The following is a 20229-nucleotide window of genomic DNA, read 5'->3' on the forward strand; positions in this document are numbered from 1 at the left end:
AATAATTTACATATAACTAACGAATTTTAGCAGCACTTTGACATTCTCCCTGCCATAGTAATCAGGAGCATACCGGGAGTCTGTTATGAAAAAAATTCGTCAATTTACAGAAGCCGATGTCACTGCCGAATCGGCTTTTTTTATGCAACGTCGGCAGATTCTGAAAACGTTAGGCATCAGCGCAGCTGCACTTTCTCTGCCAACCACTACACATGCCGACCTGCTTAACTGGTTTAAGGGCAACGATCGCCCGCCCGCACCTGCCGGGAAGCCGCTGGAGTTTAGTAAACCTGCCGCCTGGCAAAATAATCTGCCGCTCACGCCGGAAGATAAAGTTTCCGGCTATAACAACTACTATGAGTTCGGGCTGGATAAAGCGGACCCAGCGGCAAATGCCGGCAGCCTGAAAACCGATCCGTGGACGTTGAAAATCAGTGGTGAAGTCGCCAAACCATTAACGCTCGACCACGACGGCTTAACCCATCGTTTCCCGCTGGAAGAGCGGATTTACCGTATGCGCTGCGTGGAAGCGTGGTCGATGGTCGTACCGTGGATTGGTTTCCCGCTGCACAAATTACTGGCACTGGCGGAACCAACCAGTAACGCAAAATACGTCGCCTTCGAGACCATTTATGCGCCGGAACAGATGCCAGGCCAGCAGGACCGGTTTATTGGCGGCGGCCTGAAATATCCTTATATAGAAGGATTACGTCTCGACGAAGCGATGCATCCACTCACGCTGATGACCGTTGGTGTCTATGGCAAGGCGCTACCACCACAAAATGGCGCACCAGTGCGGCTGATTGTGCCGTGGAAATATGGCTTTAAAGGGATTAAATCGATTGTCAGCATTAAGCTGACCCGTGAACGTCCGCCAACCACCTGGAATCTGGCTGCGCCCAATGAATATGGCTTTTACGCCAACGTCAATCCGCATGTTGATCATCCCCGTTGGTCGCAGGCCACCGAACGATTTATTGGTTCAGGCGGCATTCTGGATGTACAACGCCAGCCTACGCTGCTGTTTAACGGATACGCCGATCAAGTCGCGTCGCTCTATCGTGGCCTGGATTTACGGGAGAATTTTTAAGTGCGACTGACAGCAAAACAAGTGACATGGCTGAAAGTTTGCCTGCATCTTGCCGGATTTTTACCGTTTGTCTGGCTGGTATGGGCAATCAATCATGGCGGATTAAGCGCCGATCCGGTGAAAGATATTCAGCATTTTACGGGTCGGACTGCGCTGAAATTCTTGCTGGCGACCTTATTAATTACGCCACTAGCGCGCTATGCTAAACAGCCCTTATTGATACGCACCCGCCGCCTGCTAGGTTTATGGTGTTTCGCCTGGGCAACGCTGCACTTAACCAGTTATGCCTTACTGGAACTGGGCGTGAATAACCTGACGTTATTCGGTCAGGAATTAATTACCAGACCTTATTTAACGCTCGGCATTGTCAGTTGGCTGATTTTACTGGCTTTAGCATTCACTTCCACGCAGGCGATGCAGCGAAACTTAGGTAAACGCTGGCAACAGTTGCATAACTTCGTCTATCTGGTCGCGATCCTGGCTCCCATACATTATCTGTGGTCAGTGAAGATTATCTCACCACAGCCGGTTATCTATGCCGGGCTGGCTTTACTGCTTTTAGCCTTACGTTTTAAGAAGTTCCGTCAATGGTGGCGCTAATTTCATGAACTGTGCGGCTTGTTGCAAAATGCACGGCGTTGAAAGTTATTTACATGTTAGCTGTTGATTATCTTCCCTGATAAGACCAGTATTTAGCTGCCAATTGCTACGAAATCGTTATAATGTGCGACTTCGTTCTCCCTAACGCGGTTTTTAAGCTGCGGAAAAGGTGACAATGGCGCAACGAAGGTATATTTTGTTTTTTGCCGGAGGATAGCAGCAGATCGCTGCACAATGTCCGTCAAGTCTCACATTGACGCTCTGGGGCAAAATAGACCGGCGTCCCGGTCAGCTGGAATTTATCGCTATGCATACAGCTGTCGGGGCATACGCTTTACAGACGGCGGTGAAACGCCTGTCACAATCACACTAAACAAAGAGTACGGAACCCACTCATGGATATTCGTAAGATTAAAAAACTGATCGAGCTGGTTGAAGAATCAGGCATCTCTGAACTGGAAATTTCTGAAGGCGAAGAGTCAGTACGCATCAGCCGTGCAGCACCTGCCGCTAGTTTCCCGATGATGCAACAAGCTTACGCTGCACCGATGATGCAGCAGCCAGCTCAATCTAACGCAGCCGCTCCGGCGACCGTTCCTTCCATGGAAGCGCCAGCAGCAGCGGAAATCAGTGGTCACATCGTACGTTCCCCAATGGTTGGTACTTTCTATCGCACCCCAAGCCCGGACGCGAAAGCGTTCATCGAAGTGGGTCAGAAAGTGAACGTGGGCGATACCCTGTGCATCGTTGAAGCCATGAAAATGATGAACCAGATCGAAGCAGACAAATCCGGTACTGTGAAAGCAATTCTGGTCGAAAGTGGACAACCGGTAGAATTTGACGAGCCGCTGGTCGTCATCGAGTAACGAGGCGAACATGCTGGATAAAATTGTTATTGCCAACCGTGGCGAGATTGCATTGCGTATTCTTCGTGCCTGTAAAGAACTGGGCATTAAGACTGTCGCTGTGCACTCCAGCGCGGATCGCGATTTAAAACACGTATTACTGGCAGATGAAACGGTCTGTATTGGCCCGGCTCCGTCAGTAAAAAGTTATCTGAACATCCCGGCTATCATCAGCGCCGCTGAAATCACCGGCGCAGTAGCAATCCATCCGGGTTACGGCTTCCTTTCCGAAAACGCTAATTTTGCCGAGCAGGTTGAACGCTCTGGCTTTATCTTCATCGGCCCGAAAGCAGACACTATTCGCCTGATGGGCGACAAAGTGTCTGCAATTGCAGCGATGAAAAAAGCTGGCGTTCCTTGCGTTCCGGGTTCTGACGGCCCGCTGGGCGACGATATGGATAAAAACCGCGCCATTGCAAAACGCATTGGTTATCCGGTGATTATCAAAGCCTCCGGCGGCGGCGGCGGTCGCGGTATGCGCGTTGTGCGCAGCGACGCGGAACTGGCGCAGTCTATCTCCATGACCCGTGCGGAAGCGAAAGCTGCTTTTAGCAATGATATGGTTTATATGGAGAAGTACCTGGAAAATCCTCGCCACGTCGAGATCCAGGTACTGGCGGACGGTCAGGGCAACGCAATCTATCTGGCAGAACGTGACTGCTCCATGCAGCGTCGTCACCAGAAAGTCGTCGAAGAAGCGCCAGCACCGGGCATTACCCCGGAACTGCGTCGTTACATCGGCGAACGTTGCGCTAAAGCGTGTGTTGATATCGGCTATCGCGGTGCAGGTACTTTCGAGTTCCTGTTCGAAAACGGCGAGTTCTATTTCATCGAAATGAACACCCGTATTCAGGTAGAACACCCGGTTACTGAAATGATCACCGGCGTTGACCTGATCAAAGAACAGCTGCGTATCGCGGCAGGTCAACCGCTGTCGATCAAGCAAGAAGAAGTTCACGTTCGCGGCCATGCGGTGGAATGCCGTATCAACGCCGAAGATCCGAACACCTTCCTGCCAAGCCCGGGCAAAATCACCCGTTTCCACGCACCTGGCGGTTTTGGCGTGCGTTGGGAGTCTCATATCTACGCTGGCTACACCGTGCCGCCGTACTATGACTCAATGATCGGCAAACTGATTTGCTACGGTGAAAACCGTGACGTGGCGATTGCACGCATGAAGAATGCGCTGCAGGAGCTGATCATCGACGGTATCAAAACCAACGTTGATCTGCAGATCCGCATCATGAACGACGAGAACTTCCAGCATGGTGGCACTAACATCCACTATCTGGAGAAAAAACTCGGTCTTCAGGAAAAATAAGACTGCAAAAACGTCAAAAGGCCGGATTTTCCGGCCTTTTTTATTTCTGGGGATCGACAAGCCCCATAAGGTACAATCCCCGCTTTCTTCACCCATCAGGGACAAAAAATGGACACTCGTTTTGTTCAGGCCCATAAAGAGGCGCGCTGGGCGCTGGGGCTGACCCTTTTGTATCTGGCTGTATGGTTAGTAGCCGCTTACTTACCTGGCGTTGCCCCCGGTTTTACCGGCTTTCCGCGCTGGTTTGAGATGGCCTGCATCCTGACGCCACTGCTGTTTATTGGACTGTGCTGGGCGATGGTGAAATTTATCTATCGCGATATCCCGCTGGAGGATGACGATGCAGCTTGAAGTAATTCTACCGCTGGTCGCCTATCTGGTGGTGGTGTTCGGGATCTCTGTCTACGCGATGCGTAAACGGAGCGCGGGCACGTTCCTTAATGAGTATTTCCTCGGCAGCCGTTCTATGGGCGGTATTGTGCTGGCGATGACGCTCACCGCAACCTATATCAGCGCCAGTTCGTTTATCGGCGGGCCTGGCGCTGCTTATAAATACGGGCTGGGCTGGGTGTTGCTGGCGATGATCCAGTTGCCTGCGGTCTGGCTTTCGCTCGGTATTCTCGGCAAAAAGTTCGCGATTCTCGCACGCCGCTACAATGCAGTAACGCTGAACGATATGCTGTTTGCCCGCTACCAGAGCCGTCTTCTGGTATGGCTGGCAAGTTTGAGTTTGCTGGTTGCATTCGTTGGTGCGATGACCGTGCAGTTTATCGGCGGTGCGCGCCTGCTGGAAACCGCTGCGGGTATTCCTTATGAAACCGGCTTGCTAATTTTCGGTATTAGTATTGCGTTGTATACCGCCTTTGGCGGCTTTCGCGCCAGCGTGCTGAACGACACCATGCAAGGACTGGTGATGCTGATTGGCACCATTGTGCTGCTGGTCGGCGTGGTCCATGCTGCTGGCGGCTTAAGCAACGCAGTAGAGACGCTGCAAACCATCGATCCGCAGCTGGTTACGCCGCAAGGTGCTGACGATATTCTATCGCCAGCCTTTATGACGTCGTTCTGGGTGCTGGTGTGTTTTGGCGTGATTGGTCTGCCGCATACCGCTGTGCGCTGCATCTCTTATAAAGACAGTAAAGCAGTACATCGTGGGATCATCATTGGTACGGTTGTGGTGGCGATCCTGATGTTTGGTATGCACCTTGCCGGAGCGTTAGGTCGGGCAGTGATCCCCGATCTCACCGTACCGGATCTGGTGATCCCAACGTTGATGGTAAAAGTGCTGCCGCCATTTGCTGCCGGGATCTTCCTTGCTGCACCAATGGCTGCGATCATGTCGACAATCAACGCCCAATTGCTGCAAAGTTCCGCTACGATCATTAAAGATCTCTATCTGAATATCCGTCCGGATCAAATGCAAAATGAGACGCGTCTGAAGCGGATGTCGGCAGTAATTACGTTAGTTCTCGGCGCGTTGCTGCTGCTTGCCGCCTGGAAGCCGCCAGAAATGATCATCTGGTTGAATTTGCTGGCCTTCGGAGGGCTGGAAGCCGTTTTCCTGTGGCCGCTGGTGCTGGGTCTTTACTGGGAACGCGCCAACGCCAAAGGCGCGCTAAGTGCGATGATCGTCGGCGGCGTGCTGTATGCCGTACTTGCGACGCTGAATATTCAGTACCTGGGCTTCCACCCTATCGTGCCCTCGTTACTGCTAAGTTTGCTGGCTTTCCTGGTCGGAAACCGTTTCGGTACATCCGTCCCGCAAGCTACCGTTTTGACTACTGATAAATAAAGAGTTTTGCCATGCCTTGGATCCAACTGAAACTGAACACCACCGGCGCGAACGCAGAAGATCTTAGCGATGCGCTGATGGAAGCGGGTGCCGTTTCTATCACTTTTCAGGACACCCACGATACACCGGTGTTTGAGCCGCTGCCTGGCGAAACTCGCCTGTGGGGCGATACCGATGTGATAGGTCTGTTCGACGCTGAAACTGACATGAATGAAGTTGTGGCGATTCTGGAAAACCATCCGCTGCTCGGCGCGGGCTTCGCGCATAAAATCGAACAACTGGAAGATAAAGACTGGGAGCGCGAATGGATGGATAATTTCCACCCAATGCGCTTTGGTGAACGTCTGTGGATCTGCCCAAGCTGGCGTGATGTGCCGGACGAAAACGCCGTCAACGTAATGTTAGACCCAGGCCTGGCGTTTGGTACAGGGACTCATCCAACCACCTCTCTGTGCCTGCAATGGCTCGACAGCCTCGATTTAACCGGTAAAACGGTCATCGACTTTGGTTGTGGCTCCGGCATTCTGGCTATCGCGGCGCTGAAACTTGGTGCAGCAAAAGCTATTGGTATTGATATCGACCCGCAGGCTATTCAGGCAAGCCGTGACAACGCTGAACGCAATGGCGTTTCCGAGCGTCTGGAACTCTATCTCCCGAAAGATCAGCCAGAAGAAATGAAAGCCGACGTGGTGGTCGCTAATATCCTGGCAGGCCCATTACGTGAACTGGCACCGTTAATCAGCGTCCTGCCGGTTTCAGGCGGTTTGCTGGGCCTTTCCGGTATTCTGGCAAGCCAGGCAGAGAGCGTTTGTGAAGCTTATGCTGATAACTTCACGCTCGACCCGGTTGTGGAAAAAGAAGAGTGGTGCCGCATTACCGGTCGTAAGAATTAACCTTCGCATCGCCGTAGGGTGACGCAGGGCGAAGTGCGAGCGAGGTCACAAAAGGCACGTAAATTTGCCGATTATTTACGCAAATTTGCGTGCCAAAATTTTCATTCATAAAGAAAAATTGAGAACTTACTCAAATTTCTTTGAGTGTAAATTTTAGTCACTATTTTCTAATATGATGATTTTTATGAGTAATTATCGCGCCACGCTCATTTTAAATGCAATTCTTTGATCCATCTCAGAGGATTGGTCAAAGTTTGGCCTTTCATCTCGTGCAAAAAATGCGTAATATACGCCGCCTTGCAGTCACAGTATGGTCATTTCTTAACTCATGCGCATCGGACAATATCAGCTCAGAAATCGCCTGATCGCAGCGCCCATGGCTGGCATTACAGACAGACCTTTTCGGACGTTGTGCTACGAGATGGGAGCCGGATTGACAGTATCCGAGATGATGTCTTCTAACCCTCAGGTTTGGGAAAGCGACAAATCTCGTTTACGGATGGTGCACATTGATGAACCCGGTATTCGCACCGTGCAAATTGCTGGTAGCGATCCGAAAGAAATGGCAGATGCAGCACGTATTAACGTGGAAAGCGGTGCCCAGATTATTGATATCAATATGGGTTGCCCGGCTAAAAAAGTGAATCGCAAGCTCGCAGGTTCAGCCCTCTTGCAGTACCCGGATGTCGTTAAATCGATCCTTACCGAGGTCGTCAATGCAGTGGACGTTCCTGTTACCCTGAAGATTCGCACCGGCTGGGCGCCGGAACACCGTAACTGTGAAGAGATTGCCCAACTGGCTGAAGACTGTGGCATTCAGGCTCTGACCATTCATGGCCGTACACGCGCCTGTTTGTTCAATGGAGAAGCTGAGTACGACAGTATTCGGGCAGTTAAGCAGAAAGTTTCCATTCCGGTTATCGCGAATGGCGACATTACTGACCCGCTTAAAGCCAGAGCTGTGCTCGACTATACAGGGGCGGATGCTCTGATGATAGGCCGTGCAGCTCAGGGAAGACCCTGGATCTTTCGGGAAATCCAGCATTATCTGGACACTGGGGAGTTGCTGCCCCCGCTGCCTTTGGCAGAGGTTAAGCGCTTGCTTTGCGCGCACGTTCGGGAACTGCATGACTTTTATGGTCCGGCAAAAGGATACCGAATTGCACGTAAACACGTTTCCTGGTATCTCCAGGAACACGCTCCAAATGACCAGTTTCGGCGCACATTCAACGCCATTGAGGATGCCAGCGAACAGCTGGAGGCGTTGGAGGCATACTTCGAAAATTTTGCGTAAACAGAAATAAAGAGCTGACAGAACTATGTTCGAACAACGCGTAAATTCTGACGTACTGACCGTTTCTACCGTTAACTCTCAGGATCAGGTAACCCAAAAACCCCTGCGTGACTCGGTTAAACAGGCACTGAAGAACTATTTTGCTCAACTGAATGGTCAGGATGTGAATGACCTCTATGAGCTGGTACTGGCTGAAGTAGAACAGCCCCTGTTGGACATGGTGATGCAATACACCCGTGGTAACCAGACCCGTGCTGCGCTGATGATGGGCATCAACCGTGGTACGCTGCGTAAAAAATTGAAAAAGTACGGCATGAACTAATTCAGGTTAGCTAAATGCTTGATTAAAAAGGCGCTACTCGGCATGGGGAAGCGCCTTTTTTATAGGTGTCACAAAGGGAGTGACCATGAGAACAGGATGTGAACCGACCCGGTTTGGTAATGAAGCTAAGACTATTATTCATGGTGATGCACTTACCGAGCTTAAAAAACTACCCACCGAAAGCGTCGATCTGATCTTTGCCGACCCACCTTATAACATCGGTAAAAATTTTGATGGTCTGATCGAAGCCTGGAAAGAAGAGCTGTTTATCGACTGGTTGTTTGAAGTGATTGCAGAGTGCCACCGCGTTCTGAAAAAGCAGGGCAGCATGTACATAATGAACAGCACGGAAAACATGCCCTTTATCGATATCCAGTGCCGCAAGTTCTTTACCATCAAAAGTCGCATCGTCTGGTCATATGACAGTTCTGGGGTGCAGGCGAAGAAACACTATGGCTCCATGTACGAACCCATCCTGATGATGGTAAAAGATGCAAAGAACTACACGTTCAACGGTGATGCTATTCTGGTAGAAGCTAAAACCGGATCGCAGCGCGCGTTGATCGATTATCGTAAAAATCCTCCACAGCCTTACAATCATCAAAAAGTACCGGGTAATGTCTGGGATTTTCCGCGCGTGCGTTATTTGATGGATGAATATGAAAACCATCCGACGCAAAAACCGGAAGCATTACTGAAGCGCATTATTCTCGCCTCTTCCAACCCTGGAGATGTCGTTCTTGACCCGTTTGCCGGTAGCTTTACTACCGGTGCCGTAGCCGTCGCCAGCGGGCGAAAATTCATTGGTATTGAGATTAACAGCGAATACATCAAGATGGGACTTCGACGGCTGGATGTCGTGTCACATTACTCCGTGGAAGATCTGGCGAAAGTGAAAAAAAGAAAGACCTGCAACCTGTCAAAACGAAGCCGGTTAAGCGAAGTTGACCCCGATCTCATTGCAAAGTAAAGGAAGTGTAAGCCAGGTTTTCAGATTATTCATTTCGTGTATATTTCCTGCCAGATCAGGTTAAACATGCACAGGTTCAGGTAATGATTCGCAAGTATTGGTGGCTCGTCGTTTTCGCTATCTCCGTTTTTCTGTTTGATGCTTTACTGATGCAGTGGATTGAACTGCTGGCAACAGAAACAGACAAATGCCGCAATATGAACTCGGTTAATCCACTTAAACTGGTTAACTGTGATGAGCTGAATTTTCAGGACAGAATGTAAATTTACATGACACTTAATTCATTTGTTTGATGAATTAATTTCGTTATGTTTTCATCTGGCATGAACATTCTTAATACGTTATCGACTAATGCGGGTGCTTGTTTATAAAGATCGTAACCCGCCATATTTATTAACCAGTTTTGAACAATACCACTGAAGGCGCCATCAATAATAATCATCACGACATCTAAATCGAGGTTATTTGCCACATAACCTTGTTGCTGACATGATTGCAATACTTCGTGGAGAGTCTGCGGATTAAAGCCCATCTTCTCGCGTATTACTGCCTCTGCCAGCATCTCATCATTAAATTCACATTTGTGATATAAGATTTGCAGTAATGCCTGTTGGCGGGGAATTTCGGCAATATATTGCAAGCCAACAATTAGTTTTTCACGCAATTGCTGGTACGGGTTATGGTCTGAACCTGCCGCCAGCCGCTCCTGGATTAACTCCCGCAATGATGGCTGTTGCAGCCACATCTCATTAAACAGTTGGGTCTTGTTTTCGAAGTGCCAGTAGATAGCGCCACGCGTGACGTTAGCGGCGTCGGCGATGTCATTGAGCGTCGTTTTGCTTACGCCATGTAGTGCAAACTGGGCGATGGCGGTTTCAATCAGTTCTTGCCGGGTCTTCAGGGCTTCGGCTTTAGTTCTTTTGGCCATAGTTAATTATTCAGAAAATAAATATATTAGACACAGGGTGAGAAAATAGCGAAGGTTAATCTATCACCTGATGTGTATTTATACGAGAGGCTAATATTGAGTTGCCATAAATCGTCAAATAAATCACATGTATTGTTTATCTAAAATTCATTCACTTAATCAATATATATTTCCATTTGCGTGAATTTAATTCCACCTCATTCAATTCGCATCAAAACAAAACATCAGAATATTAATCTTTTTTTGTGTTTATGTGCCTTGAGACGCCAGTATTCATAACTATTCCTTACATCGACGAATGATAATTTGTAGGATAGCGAACTGTATTTTTTCTTTCTGCGAGTTAACGCGTTGCCTTTTTGGGTAAATAACGCGCTTTTGGTTTTTTGAGGAATAGTAATGACGAAACATGCCAGGTTTTTCCTCCTGCCCTCCTTTATTCTGATCTCCGCTGCTTTAATCGCGGGTTGTAACGATAAGGGAGAAGAGAAAGCTCACGTCGGTGAACCGCAGGTTACCGTTCATGTTGTGAAAACGGCCCCGTTAGAAGTAAAAACTGAATTACCAGGGCGCACCAATGCTTTTCGTATTGCCGAAGTTCGCCCACAGGTTAGTGGGATCGTACTGAATCGTAATTTCACTGAAGGCAGCGATGTGCAGGCAGGCCAGTCCCTGTACCAGATCGATCCAGCGACCTATCAGGCAAGTTATGACAGCGCGAAAGGCGAACTGGCGAAAAGTGAAGCCGCCGCCTCCATCGCGCATTTGACGGTAAAACGTTACGTTCCGCTCGTGGGTACGAAATACATCAGTCAGCAGGAGTACGACCAGGCCATTGCGGATGCTCGCCAGGCCGATGCCGCCGTAATTGCCGCAAAAGCCACGGTCGAAAGCGCCCGCATCAATCTCGCTTATACCAAAGTGACTGCGCCAATTAGCGGACGTATCGGCAAATCTACTGTGACCGAAGGTGCTCTTGTCACTAACGGGCAAACGACTGAACTGGCGACTGTCCAGCAACTTGATCCTATCTACGTCGACGTTACTCAGTCCAGCAACGATTTCATGAGGCTGAAGCAGTCCGTAGAGCAAGGGAATTTGCAGAAGGAAAACGCCACCAGCAACGTAGAACTGGTCATGGAAAACGGTCAAACCTATCCCCTGAAAGGCACGCTGCAATTCTCCGATGTGACCGTTGATGAAAGCACCGGCTCCATAACCCTACGCGCGGTCTTCCCTAACCCGCAACATACGCTTTTGCCGGGTATGTTTGTGCGCGCACGGATTGATGAAGGCGTACAACCTGATGCCATTCTTATCCCGCAACAAGGCGTTAGCCGCACACCACGTGGTGACGCAACCGTGCTGATTGTGAACGATAAAAGCCAGGTTGAAGCGCGCCCTGTCGTTGCCAGCCAGGCGATTGGCGATAAATGGTTGATTAGCGAAGGGCTGAAATCTGGCGATCAAGTCATTGTCAGCGGCCTGCAAAAAGCGCGTCCGGGAGAACAGGTTAAAGCCACTACCGATACCCCCGCAGATACTGCATCGAAGTAAGGCAATCTGACATGGCAAACTTTTTTATTCGACGACCGATATTTGCATGGGTGCTGGCCATTATTCTGATGATGGCGGGCGTACTGGCGATCTTACAATTGCCCGTCGCCCAGTACCCAACCATTGCACCGCCTGCGGTTTCTGTTTCGGCAAACTATCCGGGCGCTGATGCGCAGACCGTGCAGGATACGGTGACGCAGGTTATCGAACAGAATATGAATGGTATCGATAACCTGATGTATATGTCCTCCACCAGCGATTCCGCCGGTAGCGTGACAATTACCCTCACCTTCCAGTCCGGAACCGATCCAGATATCGCGCAAGTGCAGGTGCAGAACAAACTCCAGCTCGCCACGCCGTTGCTGCCGCAGGAAGTTCAACAGCAGGGGATCAGCGTTGAAAAGTCCAGTAGCAGCTATTTAATGGTGGCGGGTTTCGTCTCTGATAACCCAGGCACTACACAGGACGATATCTCGGACTATGTGGCCTCTAACGTTAAAGATACGCTTAGCCGCCTGAATGGCGTTGGTGACGTGCAACTCTTTGGCGCACAGTATGCGATGCGTATCTGGCTGGACGCCGATCTGCTGAACAAATATAAGCTGACACCGGTTGATGTAATTAACCAGTTGAAAGTGCAAAACGATCAGATTGCTGCCGGACAGTTGGGCGGAACGCCAGCGTTACCAGGGCAACAGTTGAACGCCTCGATTATTGCTCAGACGCGATTAAAAAATCCGGAAGAGTTCGGCAAAGTTACCCTGCGTGTGAACAGCGACGGTTCGGTTGTGCGCCTGAAAGATGTCGCACGGGTTGAACTAGGCGGTGAAAACTATAACGTTATCGCTCGCATCAACGGTAAACCGGCGGCGGGTCTGGGTATTAAGCTGGCAACCGGTGCGAACGCTCTCGATACCGCGAAAGCCATTAAGGAAAAACTAGCGGAATTACAGCCATTCTTCCCGCAGGGAATGAAAGTTCTCTACCCTTATGACACCACGCCATTCGTCCAGCTTTCTATTCACGAAGTGGTAAAAACGCTGTTCGAAGCCATTATGCTGGTGTTCCTGGTGATGTATCTGTTCTTGCAGAATATGCGAGCAACGCTGATCCCCACCATTGCGGTGCCCGTGGTGTTGTTAGGGACGTTTGCCATCCTCGCCGCTTTTGGTTACTCCATCAACACACTAACGATGTTCGGGATGGTGCTTGCCATTGGGCTGCTCGTCGATGATGCGATAGTGGTGGTGGAGAACGTCGAGCGCGTGATGATGGAGGATAAGCTCCCGCCAAAAGAAGCGACGGAAAAATCGATGTCGCAAATTCAGGGCGCACTGGTGGGTATCGCGATGGTGCTGTCAGCGGTATTTATTCCGATGGCATTCTTCGGCGGTTCCACAGGGGCAATTTATCGCCAGTTCTCTATCACCATCGTTTCAGCAATGGCGCTTTCCGTACTGGTGGCATTGATCCTTACCCCTGCGTTATGTGCAACGCTGCTCAAACCCGTCTCTGCTGAGCATCACGAAAATAAGGGTGGTTTCTTCGGCTGGTTTAATACCACCTTCGATCATAGCGTTAATCACTACACCAACAGCGTAGGCAAAATCCTCGGTTCCACAGGACGATATTTACTGATCTATGCGCTAATAGTTGCCGGAATGGTGGTGTTGTTTTTACGTCTCCCCTCTTCTTTCTTGCCGGAAGAAGACCAGGGTGTCTTTCTGACCATGATTCAGCTACCCGCTGGCGCGACGCAAGAGCGGACGCAAAAAGTGTTGGATCAGGTGACGGATTACTACCTGCACAATGAAAAAGCAAACGTTGAAAGTGTCTTTACGGTTAACGGGTTTAGCTTCAGCGGCCAGGCGCAAAACGCCGGGATGGCCTTCGTCAGCCTGAAACCGTGGGAAGAGCGTAGTGGCGACGAAAACAGCGCGGAAGCGGTCATCCATCGCGCAAAAATGGAGCTGGGTAAGATCCGCGACGGTTTTGTCATTCCGTTTAATATGCCTGCTATTGTTGAACTGGGCACGGCAACGGGTTTCGACTTTGAGTTAATTGATCAGGCAGGGCTGGGTCACGATGCCCTAACCCAGGCCCGCAACCAGCTGCTTGGTATGGCGGCGCAACATCCTGGCAGCTTAGTCAGTGTGCGCCCTAATGGCCTGGAAGATACCGCGCAATTCAAACTTGAAGTTGACCAGGAAAAGGCGCAGGCATTAGGCGTATCGCTTTCTGACATCAATCAGACCATTTCTACGGCGTTGGGCGGGACTTACGTTAACGACTTCATCGATCGTGGTCGCGTGAAAAAAGTTTATGTTCAGGCGGATGCCAAATTCCGTATGCTGCCAGAAGATGTCGATAAACTTTATGTTCGCAGCGCCAACGGCGAAATGGTGCCATTCTCTTCCTTTACCACTTCACATTGGGTGTATGGTTCTCCGCGACTGGAACGCTACAACGGTCTGCCGTCAATGGAAATTCAGGGGGAAGCCGCGCCAGGAACCAGTTCCGGCGATGCCATGGCGTTGATGGAAAACCTTGCGTCAAAATTACCGGCAGGCATTGGTTATGACTGGACAGGTATGTCGTATCAGGAACGCTTATCGGGTAACCAGGCTCCTGCTTTGGTGGCAATCTCCTTCGTAGTGGTTTTCCTGTGCCTTGCTGCGCTCTATGAAAGCTGGTCAATACCTGTCTCGGTTATGTTGGTCGTGCCGTTAGGGATTGTTGGCGTGCTGCTGGCCGCGACAATCTTTAATCAAAAAAATGACGTTTACTTTATGGTGGGCTTGTTAACGACAATTGGCTTGTCGGCCAAAAACGCCATATTGATTGTTGAGTTCGCTAAAGATCTGATGGAGAAAGAGGGGAAAGGTGTTGTCGAAGCGACGCTGATGGCAGTACGTATGCGTCTGCGTCCTATCCTGATGACCTCTCTCGCCTTTATTCTCGGCGTATTGCCGCTGGCTATCAGTAACGGTGCCGGCAGTGGCGCGCAGAACGCTGTGGGTATCGGTGTAATGGGCGGAATGGTCTCTGCAACATTGCTGGCGATTTTCTTCGTACCGGTGTTCTTTGTCGTGATCCGCCGTTGCTTTAAAGGATAAATCAGAAACATAAAGGCGCTTTCGGGCGCCTTTATTAATTCCACTGAACACCATAAAAATTAATAAGATAATCTTCCACTCACTCTTTAATAACTTTCTATAGCCCATGCTCCCTTCACTATTTTTACAATTCACATAATTTGTCATTATTCATTCCGCAAGATTTATAACCTCCAGTGATAAAATGGCATTCAGCTCGCTAATAAGAGAGTTAACTTATTAAGCGATAGCGTTATTACTGAGGTAACACCATGAAAAGATTAATTCCTGTGGCATTGCTCACCGCATTGCTGGCGGGCTGTGCTCACGATTCCCCCTGCGTTCCAGTTTATGACGATCAGGGACGCCTGGTTCATACCAATACCTGTATGAAAGGTACAACACAGGATAACTGGGAAACTGCCGGAGCTATTGCTGGCGGGGCGGCGGCTGTCGCCGGCCTTACGATGGGGATCATTGCTCTGTCAAAATAACTGAACAGAGCGCGGACTTCCGCGCTCTGTTTAACGATACAGAATCTTTCTATACGTTAAACACCGCTATATTTCGCTGGCTAATCCCCTTTTAATTAAGCATTTTATCTCGCAGCATTACCTCAATATCGAAATAACGCATTAATTTATTTTTCAATCACATCCTCCCCACCGATACTCACGCCAATAATCATTATTCTGCTTAGCAAAATACGAGTAAATATTTTGCGCCAAAATGTGGTGCATGTTTCATTTTCGCACCATTGCGGGGCGCTGTTTTTATTATTTCCTGTCTACACTCAGCTTATTGCGACGCGAAATCGTGCGCAAAAGCTGGCACTACTTTTGCTTATAAGAGGATGGCCACAGACAGGTAAAAGGCGTTTCCCAAACGTCCTATAACGATAATTTTCGCCTCACAGGAAGCATTATGAAAAAGATGATGATAGCCACACTGGCTGCCGCCAGCGTGCTGCTTGCCGTTGCAAATCAGGCACATGCTGGCGCGACGCTCGATGCTGTAAAGAAAAAAGGTTTTGTGCAATGCGGGATCAGTGACGGATTGCCTGGATTCTCTTATGCCGATGCAGATGGCAAGTTTTCTGGTATTGATGTTGATGTTTGTCGTGGCGTCGCCGCCGCTGTATTTGGCGATGACACAAAAGTGAAATACACCCCGCTCACCGCAAAAGAGCGTTTCACTGCATTGCAATCTGGCGAAGTGGATTTACTCTCTCGTAATACAACCTGGACTTCATCTCGTGACGCAGGCATGGGAATGGCATTTACGGGTGTCACTTATTACGATGGCATTGGTTTCCTGACGCACGATAAAGCGGGGCTAAAAAGCGCGAAAGAGCTGGACGGCGCAACGGTCTGTATTCAGGCAGGAACAGACACCGAACTCAACGTTGCCGATTACTTCAAGGCAAACAATATGAAGTACACGCCCGTGACCTTCGATCGCTCTGACGAATCCGCGAAGGCTCTGGAATCTGGTCGCTGCGATACGCTGGCCTCGGATCAATCACAACTGTATGCATTGCGAATCAAATTAAGCAACCCAGCCGAGTGGATCGTGCTGCCAGAGGTTATCTCTAAAGAACCGCTTGGTCCGGTAGTCCGCCGTGGCGATGACGAATGGTTCTCTATTGTGCGCTGGACACTTTTTGCCATGCTGAATGCTGAAGAGATGGGCATCAATTCCCAGAACGTCGATGAAAAAGCGGCGAATCCGGCAACGCCTGATATGGCGCATCTACTGGGTAAAGAGGGCGATTACGGCAAAGATCTGAAGCTGGATAACCAATGGGCATACAACATCATCAAAAAGGTGGGTAACTACTCGGAAATTTTTGAGCGCAACGTCGGCTCCGAAAGCCCACTGAAAATTAAACGTGGTCAAAATAATCTCTGGAATAACGGTGGCATCCAGTACGCACCGCCCGTGCGTTAAGTCGGTGTGAGGTAATGAGCGTCGCTACAGCGGCGCTCTCTTTAGCGTTATGGTTTCCGAGGTTCCTATGTCCCATCGCCGCACAACCGTTAAAGGTTCACTTTCATTTGCCAATCCTACGGTTCGCGCCTGGCTTTTCCAGATCCTTGCCGTTGTCGCCGTCGTCGGCATTGTAGGCTGGCTATTCCATAATACCGTAACGAATCTAAGCAATCGCGGCATTACATCGGGGTTTGCCTTTCTGGATCGCGGAGCTGGCTTCGGTATCGTCCAGCATTTGATCGATTACCAGCAGGGCGATACCTACGGACGCGTTTTTATTGTCGGCCTGCTCAATACATTACTGGTTTCAGCATTGTGTATTGTGTTCGCTTCTGTTCTGGGCTTCTTTATCGGTCTGGCGAGACTTTCAGATAACTGGCTGCTACGAAAGCTTTCCACAATTTATATTGAGATCTTCCGTAATATTCCGCCATTGCTGCAAATCTTCTTCTGGTACTTTGCCGTGTTGCGCAATTTGCCCGGACCACGCCAGGCGGTGAGTGCGTTAGATCTGATCTTTTTGAGCAATCGTGGACTTTACATTCCTTCACCGCAACTGGGAGATGGATTTCTTGCGTTCATAGTGGCTGTTGTTATTGCTATAGCCATTTCTGTTGGGTTATTCCGTTTCAATAAAACGCACCAGATAAAGACCGGTCAACTACGACGTACATGGCCTGTCGCCGTTGGGTTGATCATTGGCTTGCCTTTACTGGCACACTGGCTTTTTGGTTCTGCAGTGCTCTGGAATATTCCGGCGCTACAAGGGTTTAACTTCCGTGGCGGTATGGTTCTCATACCCGAACTGGCAGCCTTAACGTTGGCGCTTTCCGTTTATACCTCTGCATTTATCGCCGAGATTATCCGCGCCGGGATCCAGGCGGTGCCTTATGGTCAACATGAAGCTGCCCGCTCGCTGGGGTTACCCAACCCGGTTACGTTACGCCAGGTCATTATTCCCCAGGCGCTGCGAGTGATTATTCCGCCGTTAACCAGCCAGTATCTCAATATCGTCAAAAACTCCTCTCTTGCCGCCGCTATTGGCTACCCGGATATGGTTTCGCTGTTTGCTGGCACCGTACTGAACCAGACGGGGCAAGCTATCGAGACTATAGCCATGACCATGTCGGTCTATCTGATTATCAGTCTGACTATCTCGCTGCTGATGAATATCTATAACCGCCGTATCGCGATCGTTGAACGCTAAGGAGTCATGATGACAAAAGTATTGCTGTCTCATCCCCCGCGCCCGGCGAGCCATAACTCAAGCCGCGCTATGGTGTGGGTGCGCAAAAACCTGTTCTCCAGCTGGGGCAATAGCCTGCTGACTATTGGCTGCTTGTGGTTGATGGGGGAATTGATTCCGCCGTTGCTGAACTGGGCATTTTTGCAGGCTAACTGGGTTGGCTCAACGCGTGCCGACTGCACAAAAGCCGGTGCCTGTTGGGTTTTCATCCACGAACGATTTGGTCAGTTTATGTATGGGCTTTACCCACACGACCAACGCTGGCGAATTAATCTGGCATTACTGATTGGCCTGGTTTCGATTGCGCCGATGTTCTGGAAAATACTCCCTCATCGCGGGCGCTATATTGTGGTATGGGCGGTTATCTACCCACTCATCGTCTGGTGGCTGATGTATGGCGGTTTTCTCGGTCTGGCGCGGGTTGAAACCCGGCAATGGGGCGGGCTGACGCTAACTTTAATTATTGCATCTGTTGGGATTGCGGGGGCGCTACCGTGGGGGATTTTACTGGCTTTAGGCCGCCGCTCCCATATGCCGATTGTGCGTATCTTATCGGTCATTTTTATCGAGTTCTGGCGCGGCGTACCGCTGATTACCGTATTGTTTATGTCTTCGGTCATGCTGCCGTTGTTTATGGCAGAAGGCACCAGTATTGACAAACTGATCCGTGCGTTGGTTGGGGTGATCTTGTTTCAGTCAGCATATGTGGCGGAAGTCGTGCGAGGCGGATTACAGGCGCTGCCAAAGGGGCAATATGAAGCGGCGGAATCGCTGGCGTTGGGTTACTGGAAAACCCAGGGACTGGTTATTCTGCCACAGGCACTGAAGTTGGTGATCCCAGGGCTGGTCAATACCATCATCGCACTCTTTAAAGATACCAGCCTGGTGATCATTATCGGGTTGTTCGATCTTTTCAGTAGCGTTCAGCAGGCAACCGTTGACCCCGCCTGGTTGGGTATGTCGACAGAAGGGTATGTTTTCGCCGCACTGATCTACTGGATCTTCTGTTTCAGCATGTCGCGCTATAGCCAGCATCTGGAAAAACGTTTTAACACCGGGCGTACACCGCATTGAGGACACTATGAGCCAAATTTTACTGCAACCTACTAACGCGATGATTACGCTGGAAAACGTTAACAAATGGTATGGACAATTCCATGTACTGAAAAATATAAATTTAACCGTGCAACCGGGAGAACGAATCGTTCTGTGTGGCCCATCTGGTTCCGGGAAATCGACAACCATTCGTTGTATTAATCATCTGGAAGAACATCAACAGGGACGGATCGTGGTGGATGGGATCGAACTTAACGAAGATATCCGCAATATTGAGCGTGTCAGACAGGAAGTGGGAATGGTCTTTCAGCATTTTAATCTTTTCCCACATCTGACCGTTTTACAGAACTGTACCCTGGCACCGATTTGGGTACGCAAGATGCCAAAGAAAGAGGCTGAAGCTCTGGCGATGCATTACCTTGAGCGGGTGAGAATTGCCGAACATGCACAGAAGTTTCCCGGACAGATCTCCGGTGGTCAGCAGCAACGCGTTGCTATAGCACGTTCACTTTGTATGAAGCCCAAGATTATGCTGTTTGATGAACCAACATCCGCGCTCGATCCGGAGATGGTAAAAGAAGTGCTGGATACGATGATTGGGCTGGCGCAATCGGGTATGACGATGTTGTGCGTAACGCATGAGATGGGATTTGCGCGAACCGTCGCTGACCGGGTGATTTTTATGGATCGCGGAGAGATAGTGGAACAAGCTGCACCAGATGAGTTTTTTGCGCATCCTAAATCAGAGCGTACCAGGGCATTTTTATCGCAGGTAATCCATTAAGTTGCGTTTCCTGGACTGTAAAGGTGAATCCAACTTTTTTTCGCACAATGCAAAAAGGCCATCCTTTCGGATGGCCTTTCGCTTGATTTGATGTCTGGCAGTTCCCTACTCTCGCATGGGGAGACCCCACACTACCATCGGCGCTACGGCGTTTCACTTCTGAGTTCGGCATGGGGTCAGGTGGGACCACCGCGCTACTGCCGCCAGACAAATTCTTTTCTAATCTGCCGAACTTTAACCTAAAAAGTGGTGCTGATACCCAGAGTCGAACTGGGGACCTCACCCTTACCAAGGGTGCGCTCTACCAACTGAGCCATATCAGCACGCTAAATTTGATGCCTGGCAGTTCCCTACTCTCGCATGGGGAGACCCCACACTACCATC

General features: G+C 49.9%; 19 protein-coding genes, 1 tRNA gene and 1 rRNA gene. 18 read left to right on the forward strand and 3 right to left on the reverse strand.

Annotated elements, in window-relative coordinates; translation table 11 throughout:
- Positions 1 to 85 precede the first annotated feature (85 nt).
- The 11 genes from msrP to HEM79_RS04695 all read left to right on the forward strand — a co-directional run bounded on the left by msrP (position 86) and on the right by HEM79_RS04695 (position 9450).
- The gene (msrP, locus tag HEM79_RS04645; RefSeq protein ID WP_176242841.1) at positions 86 to 1090 is read left to right on the forward strand and encodes a protein-methionine-sulfoxide reductase catalytic subunit MsrP; all 1005 of its coding nucleotides are present in this window, start codon (positions 86 to 88) and stop codon (positions 1088 to 1090) included.
- Positions 1091 to 1690, forward strand: coding sequence for a protein-methionine-sulfoxide reductase heme-binding subunit MsrQ (gene msrQ / locus HEM79_RS04650; RefSeq protein ID WP_001240071.1), 600 nt, complete (start codon positions 1091 to 1093; stop codon positions 1688 to 1690).
- A 395-nt stretch (positions 1691 to 2085) separates the two neighbouring features.
- On the forward strand, positions 2086 to 2556 hold the full coding sequence (accB, locus tag HEM79_RS04655) for an acetyl-CoA carboxylase biotin carboxyl carrier protein (RefSeq protein ID WP_000354618.1): 471 nt from the start codon (positions 2086 to 2088) through the stop codon (positions 2554 to 2556).
- A 10-nt stretch (positions 2557 to 2566) separates the two neighbouring features.
- The gene (gene accC, locus HEM79_RS04660; RefSeq protein ID WP_000884623.1) at positions 2567 to 3916 is read left to right on the forward strand and encodes an acetyl-CoA carboxylase biotin carboxylase subunit; all 1350 of its coding nucleotides are present in this window, start codon (positions 2567 to 2569) and stop codon (positions 3914 to 3916) included.
- A gap of 108 nt (positions 3917 to 4024) precedes the next feature.
- Positions 4025 to 4267 carry a YhdT family protein gene (locus tag HEM79_RS04665; protein WP_000381170.1) on the forward strand — a complete coding sequence of 81 codons (243 nt, stop codon included), beginning with the start codon at positions 4025 to 4027 and terminating at the stop codon, positions 4265 to 4267.
- On the forward strand, positions 4257 to 5708 hold the full coding sequence (gene panF / locus HEM79_RS04670; protein WP_001175701.1) for a sodium/pantothenate symporter: 1452 nt from the start codon (positions 4257 to 4259) through the stop codon (positions 5706 to 5708). Before HEM79_RS04665 ends, panF begins: the two co-directional genes overlap by 11 nt.
- 11 nt (positions 5709 to 5719) lie before the next feature.
- Positions 5720 to 6601 carry a 50S ribosomal protein L11 methyltransferase gene (prmA, locus tag HEM79_RS04675; protein ID WP_001145841.1) on the forward strand — a complete coding sequence of 294 codons (882 nt, stop codon included), beginning with the start codon at positions 5720 to 5722 and terminating at the stop codon, positions 6599 to 6601.
- Positions 6602 to 6929: 328 nt separating this feature from the next.
- Positions 6930 to 7895: a tRNA dihydrouridine synthase DusB gene (gene dusB, locus HEM79_RS04680; protein ID WP_001219652.1), complete on the forward strand. Its 966-nt coding sequence runs from the start codon at positions 6930 to 6932 to the stop codon at positions 7893 to 7895.
- Between the two features lie 25 nt (positions 7896 to 7920).
- Positions 7921 to 8217, forward strand: a complete 297-nt coding sequence (gene fis / locus HEM79_RS04685) for a DNA-binding transcriptional regulator Fis (RefSeq protein WP_000462905.1) — start codon at positions 7921 to 7923, stop codon at positions 8215 to 8217.
- 85 nt (positions 8218 to 8302) lie between these two features.
- Entirely contained in the window at positions 8303 to 9187 is an 885-nt protein-coding gene (gene yhdJ / locus HEM79_RS04690) for an adenine-specific DNA-methyltransferase (RefSeq protein WP_176242840.1), read from the forward strand.
- Between the two features lie 83 nt (positions 9188 to 9270).
- Positions 9271 to 9450 (forward strand): DUF2556 family protein, encoded by a 180-nt coding sequence (locus tag HEM79_RS04695; protein WP_000620010.1) that lies wholly within the window; start codon positions 9271 to 9273, stop codon positions 9448 to 9450.
- 2 nt (positions 9451 to 9452) lie between these two features.
- Here the strand turns inward: HEM79_RS04695 and acrS are convergent, their stop codons facing one another.
- Positions 9453 to 10115 (reverse strand): multidrug efflux transporter transcriptional repressor AcrS, encoded by a 663-nt coding sequence (gene acrS, locus HEM79_RS04700; protein ID WP_176242839.1) that lies wholly within the window; start codon positions 10113 to 10115, stop codon positions 9453 to 9455.
- A gap of 399 nt (positions 10116 to 10514) precedes the next feature.
- Between acrS and acrE the strand changes: the two genes are divergently transcribed.
- The 7 genes from acrE (at position 10515) to HEM79_RS04735 (ending at position 19845) form a co-directional block, all read left to right on the forward strand.
- Positions 10515 to 11672 (forward strand): multidrug efflux RND transporter periplasmic adaptor subunit AcrE, encoded by a 1158-nt coding sequence (gene acrE, locus HEM79_RS04705; protein ID WP_105282655.1) that lies wholly within the window; start codon positions 10515 to 10517, stop codon positions 11670 to 11672.
- Between the two features lie 11 nt (positions 11673 to 11683).
- The gene (acrF, locus tag HEM79_RS04710) at positions 11684 to 14788 is read left to right on the forward strand and encodes a multidrug efflux RND transporter permease subunit AcrF (protein ID WP_001273311.1); all 3105 of its coding nucleotides are present in this window, start codon (positions 11684 to 11686) and stop codon (positions 14786 to 14788) included.
- Between the two features lie 251 nt (positions 14789 to 15039).
- The gene (locus HEM79_RS04715) at positions 15040 to 15261 is read left to right on the forward strand and encodes a membrane protein (protein WP_000825639.1); all 222 of its coding nucleotides are present in this window, start codon (positions 15040 to 15042) and stop codon (positions 15259 to 15261) included.
- 430 nt (positions 15262 to 15691) lie between these two features.
- Entirely contained in the window at positions 15692 to 16717 is a 1026-nt protein-coding gene (locus HEM79_RS04720; protein ID WP_000738561.1) for an amino acid ABC transporter substrate-binding protein, read from the forward strand.
- Positions 16718 to 16784: 67 nt separating this feature from the next.
- Entirely contained in the window at positions 16785 to 17966 is a 1182-nt protein-coding gene (locus tag HEM79_RS04725; protein WP_176242838.1) for an amino acid ABC transporter permease, read from the forward strand.
- Between the two features lie 9 nt (positions 17967 to 17975).
- Positions 17976 to 19079, forward strand: a complete 1104-nt coding sequence (locus HEM79_RS04730; RefSeq protein WP_176242837.1) for an amino acid ABC transporter permease — start codon at positions 17976 to 17978, stop codon at positions 19077 to 19079.
- A 7-nt stretch (positions 19080 to 19086) separates the two neighbouring features.
- The gene (locus HEM79_RS04735; RefSeq protein WP_176242836.1) at positions 19087 to 19845 is read left to right on the forward strand and encodes an amino acid ABC transporter ATP-binding protein; all 759 of its coding nucleotides are present in this window, start codon (positions 19087 to 19089) and stop codon (positions 19843 to 19845) included.
- A gap of 92 nt (positions 19846 to 19937) precedes the next feature.
- Here HEM79_RS04735 and rrf read toward each other — a convergent pair.
- Positions 19938 to 20053, reverse strand: a 5S ribosomal RNA gene (gene rrf, locus HEM79_RS04740).
- A gap of 39 nt (positions 20054 to 20092) precedes the next feature.
- A tRNA-Thr gene (locus HEM79_RS04745) sits at positions 20093 to 20168 on the reverse strand.
- Positions 20169 to 20229: the final 61 nt, after the last annotated feature.

It is taken from the genome of Escherichia sp. 93.0816, assembly GCF_013368855.2.
In the GTDB taxonomy this organism is placed as follows: domain Bacteria; phylum Pseudomonadota; class Gammaproteobacteria; order Enterobacterales; family Enterobacteriaceae; genus Escherichia; species Escherichia ruysiae.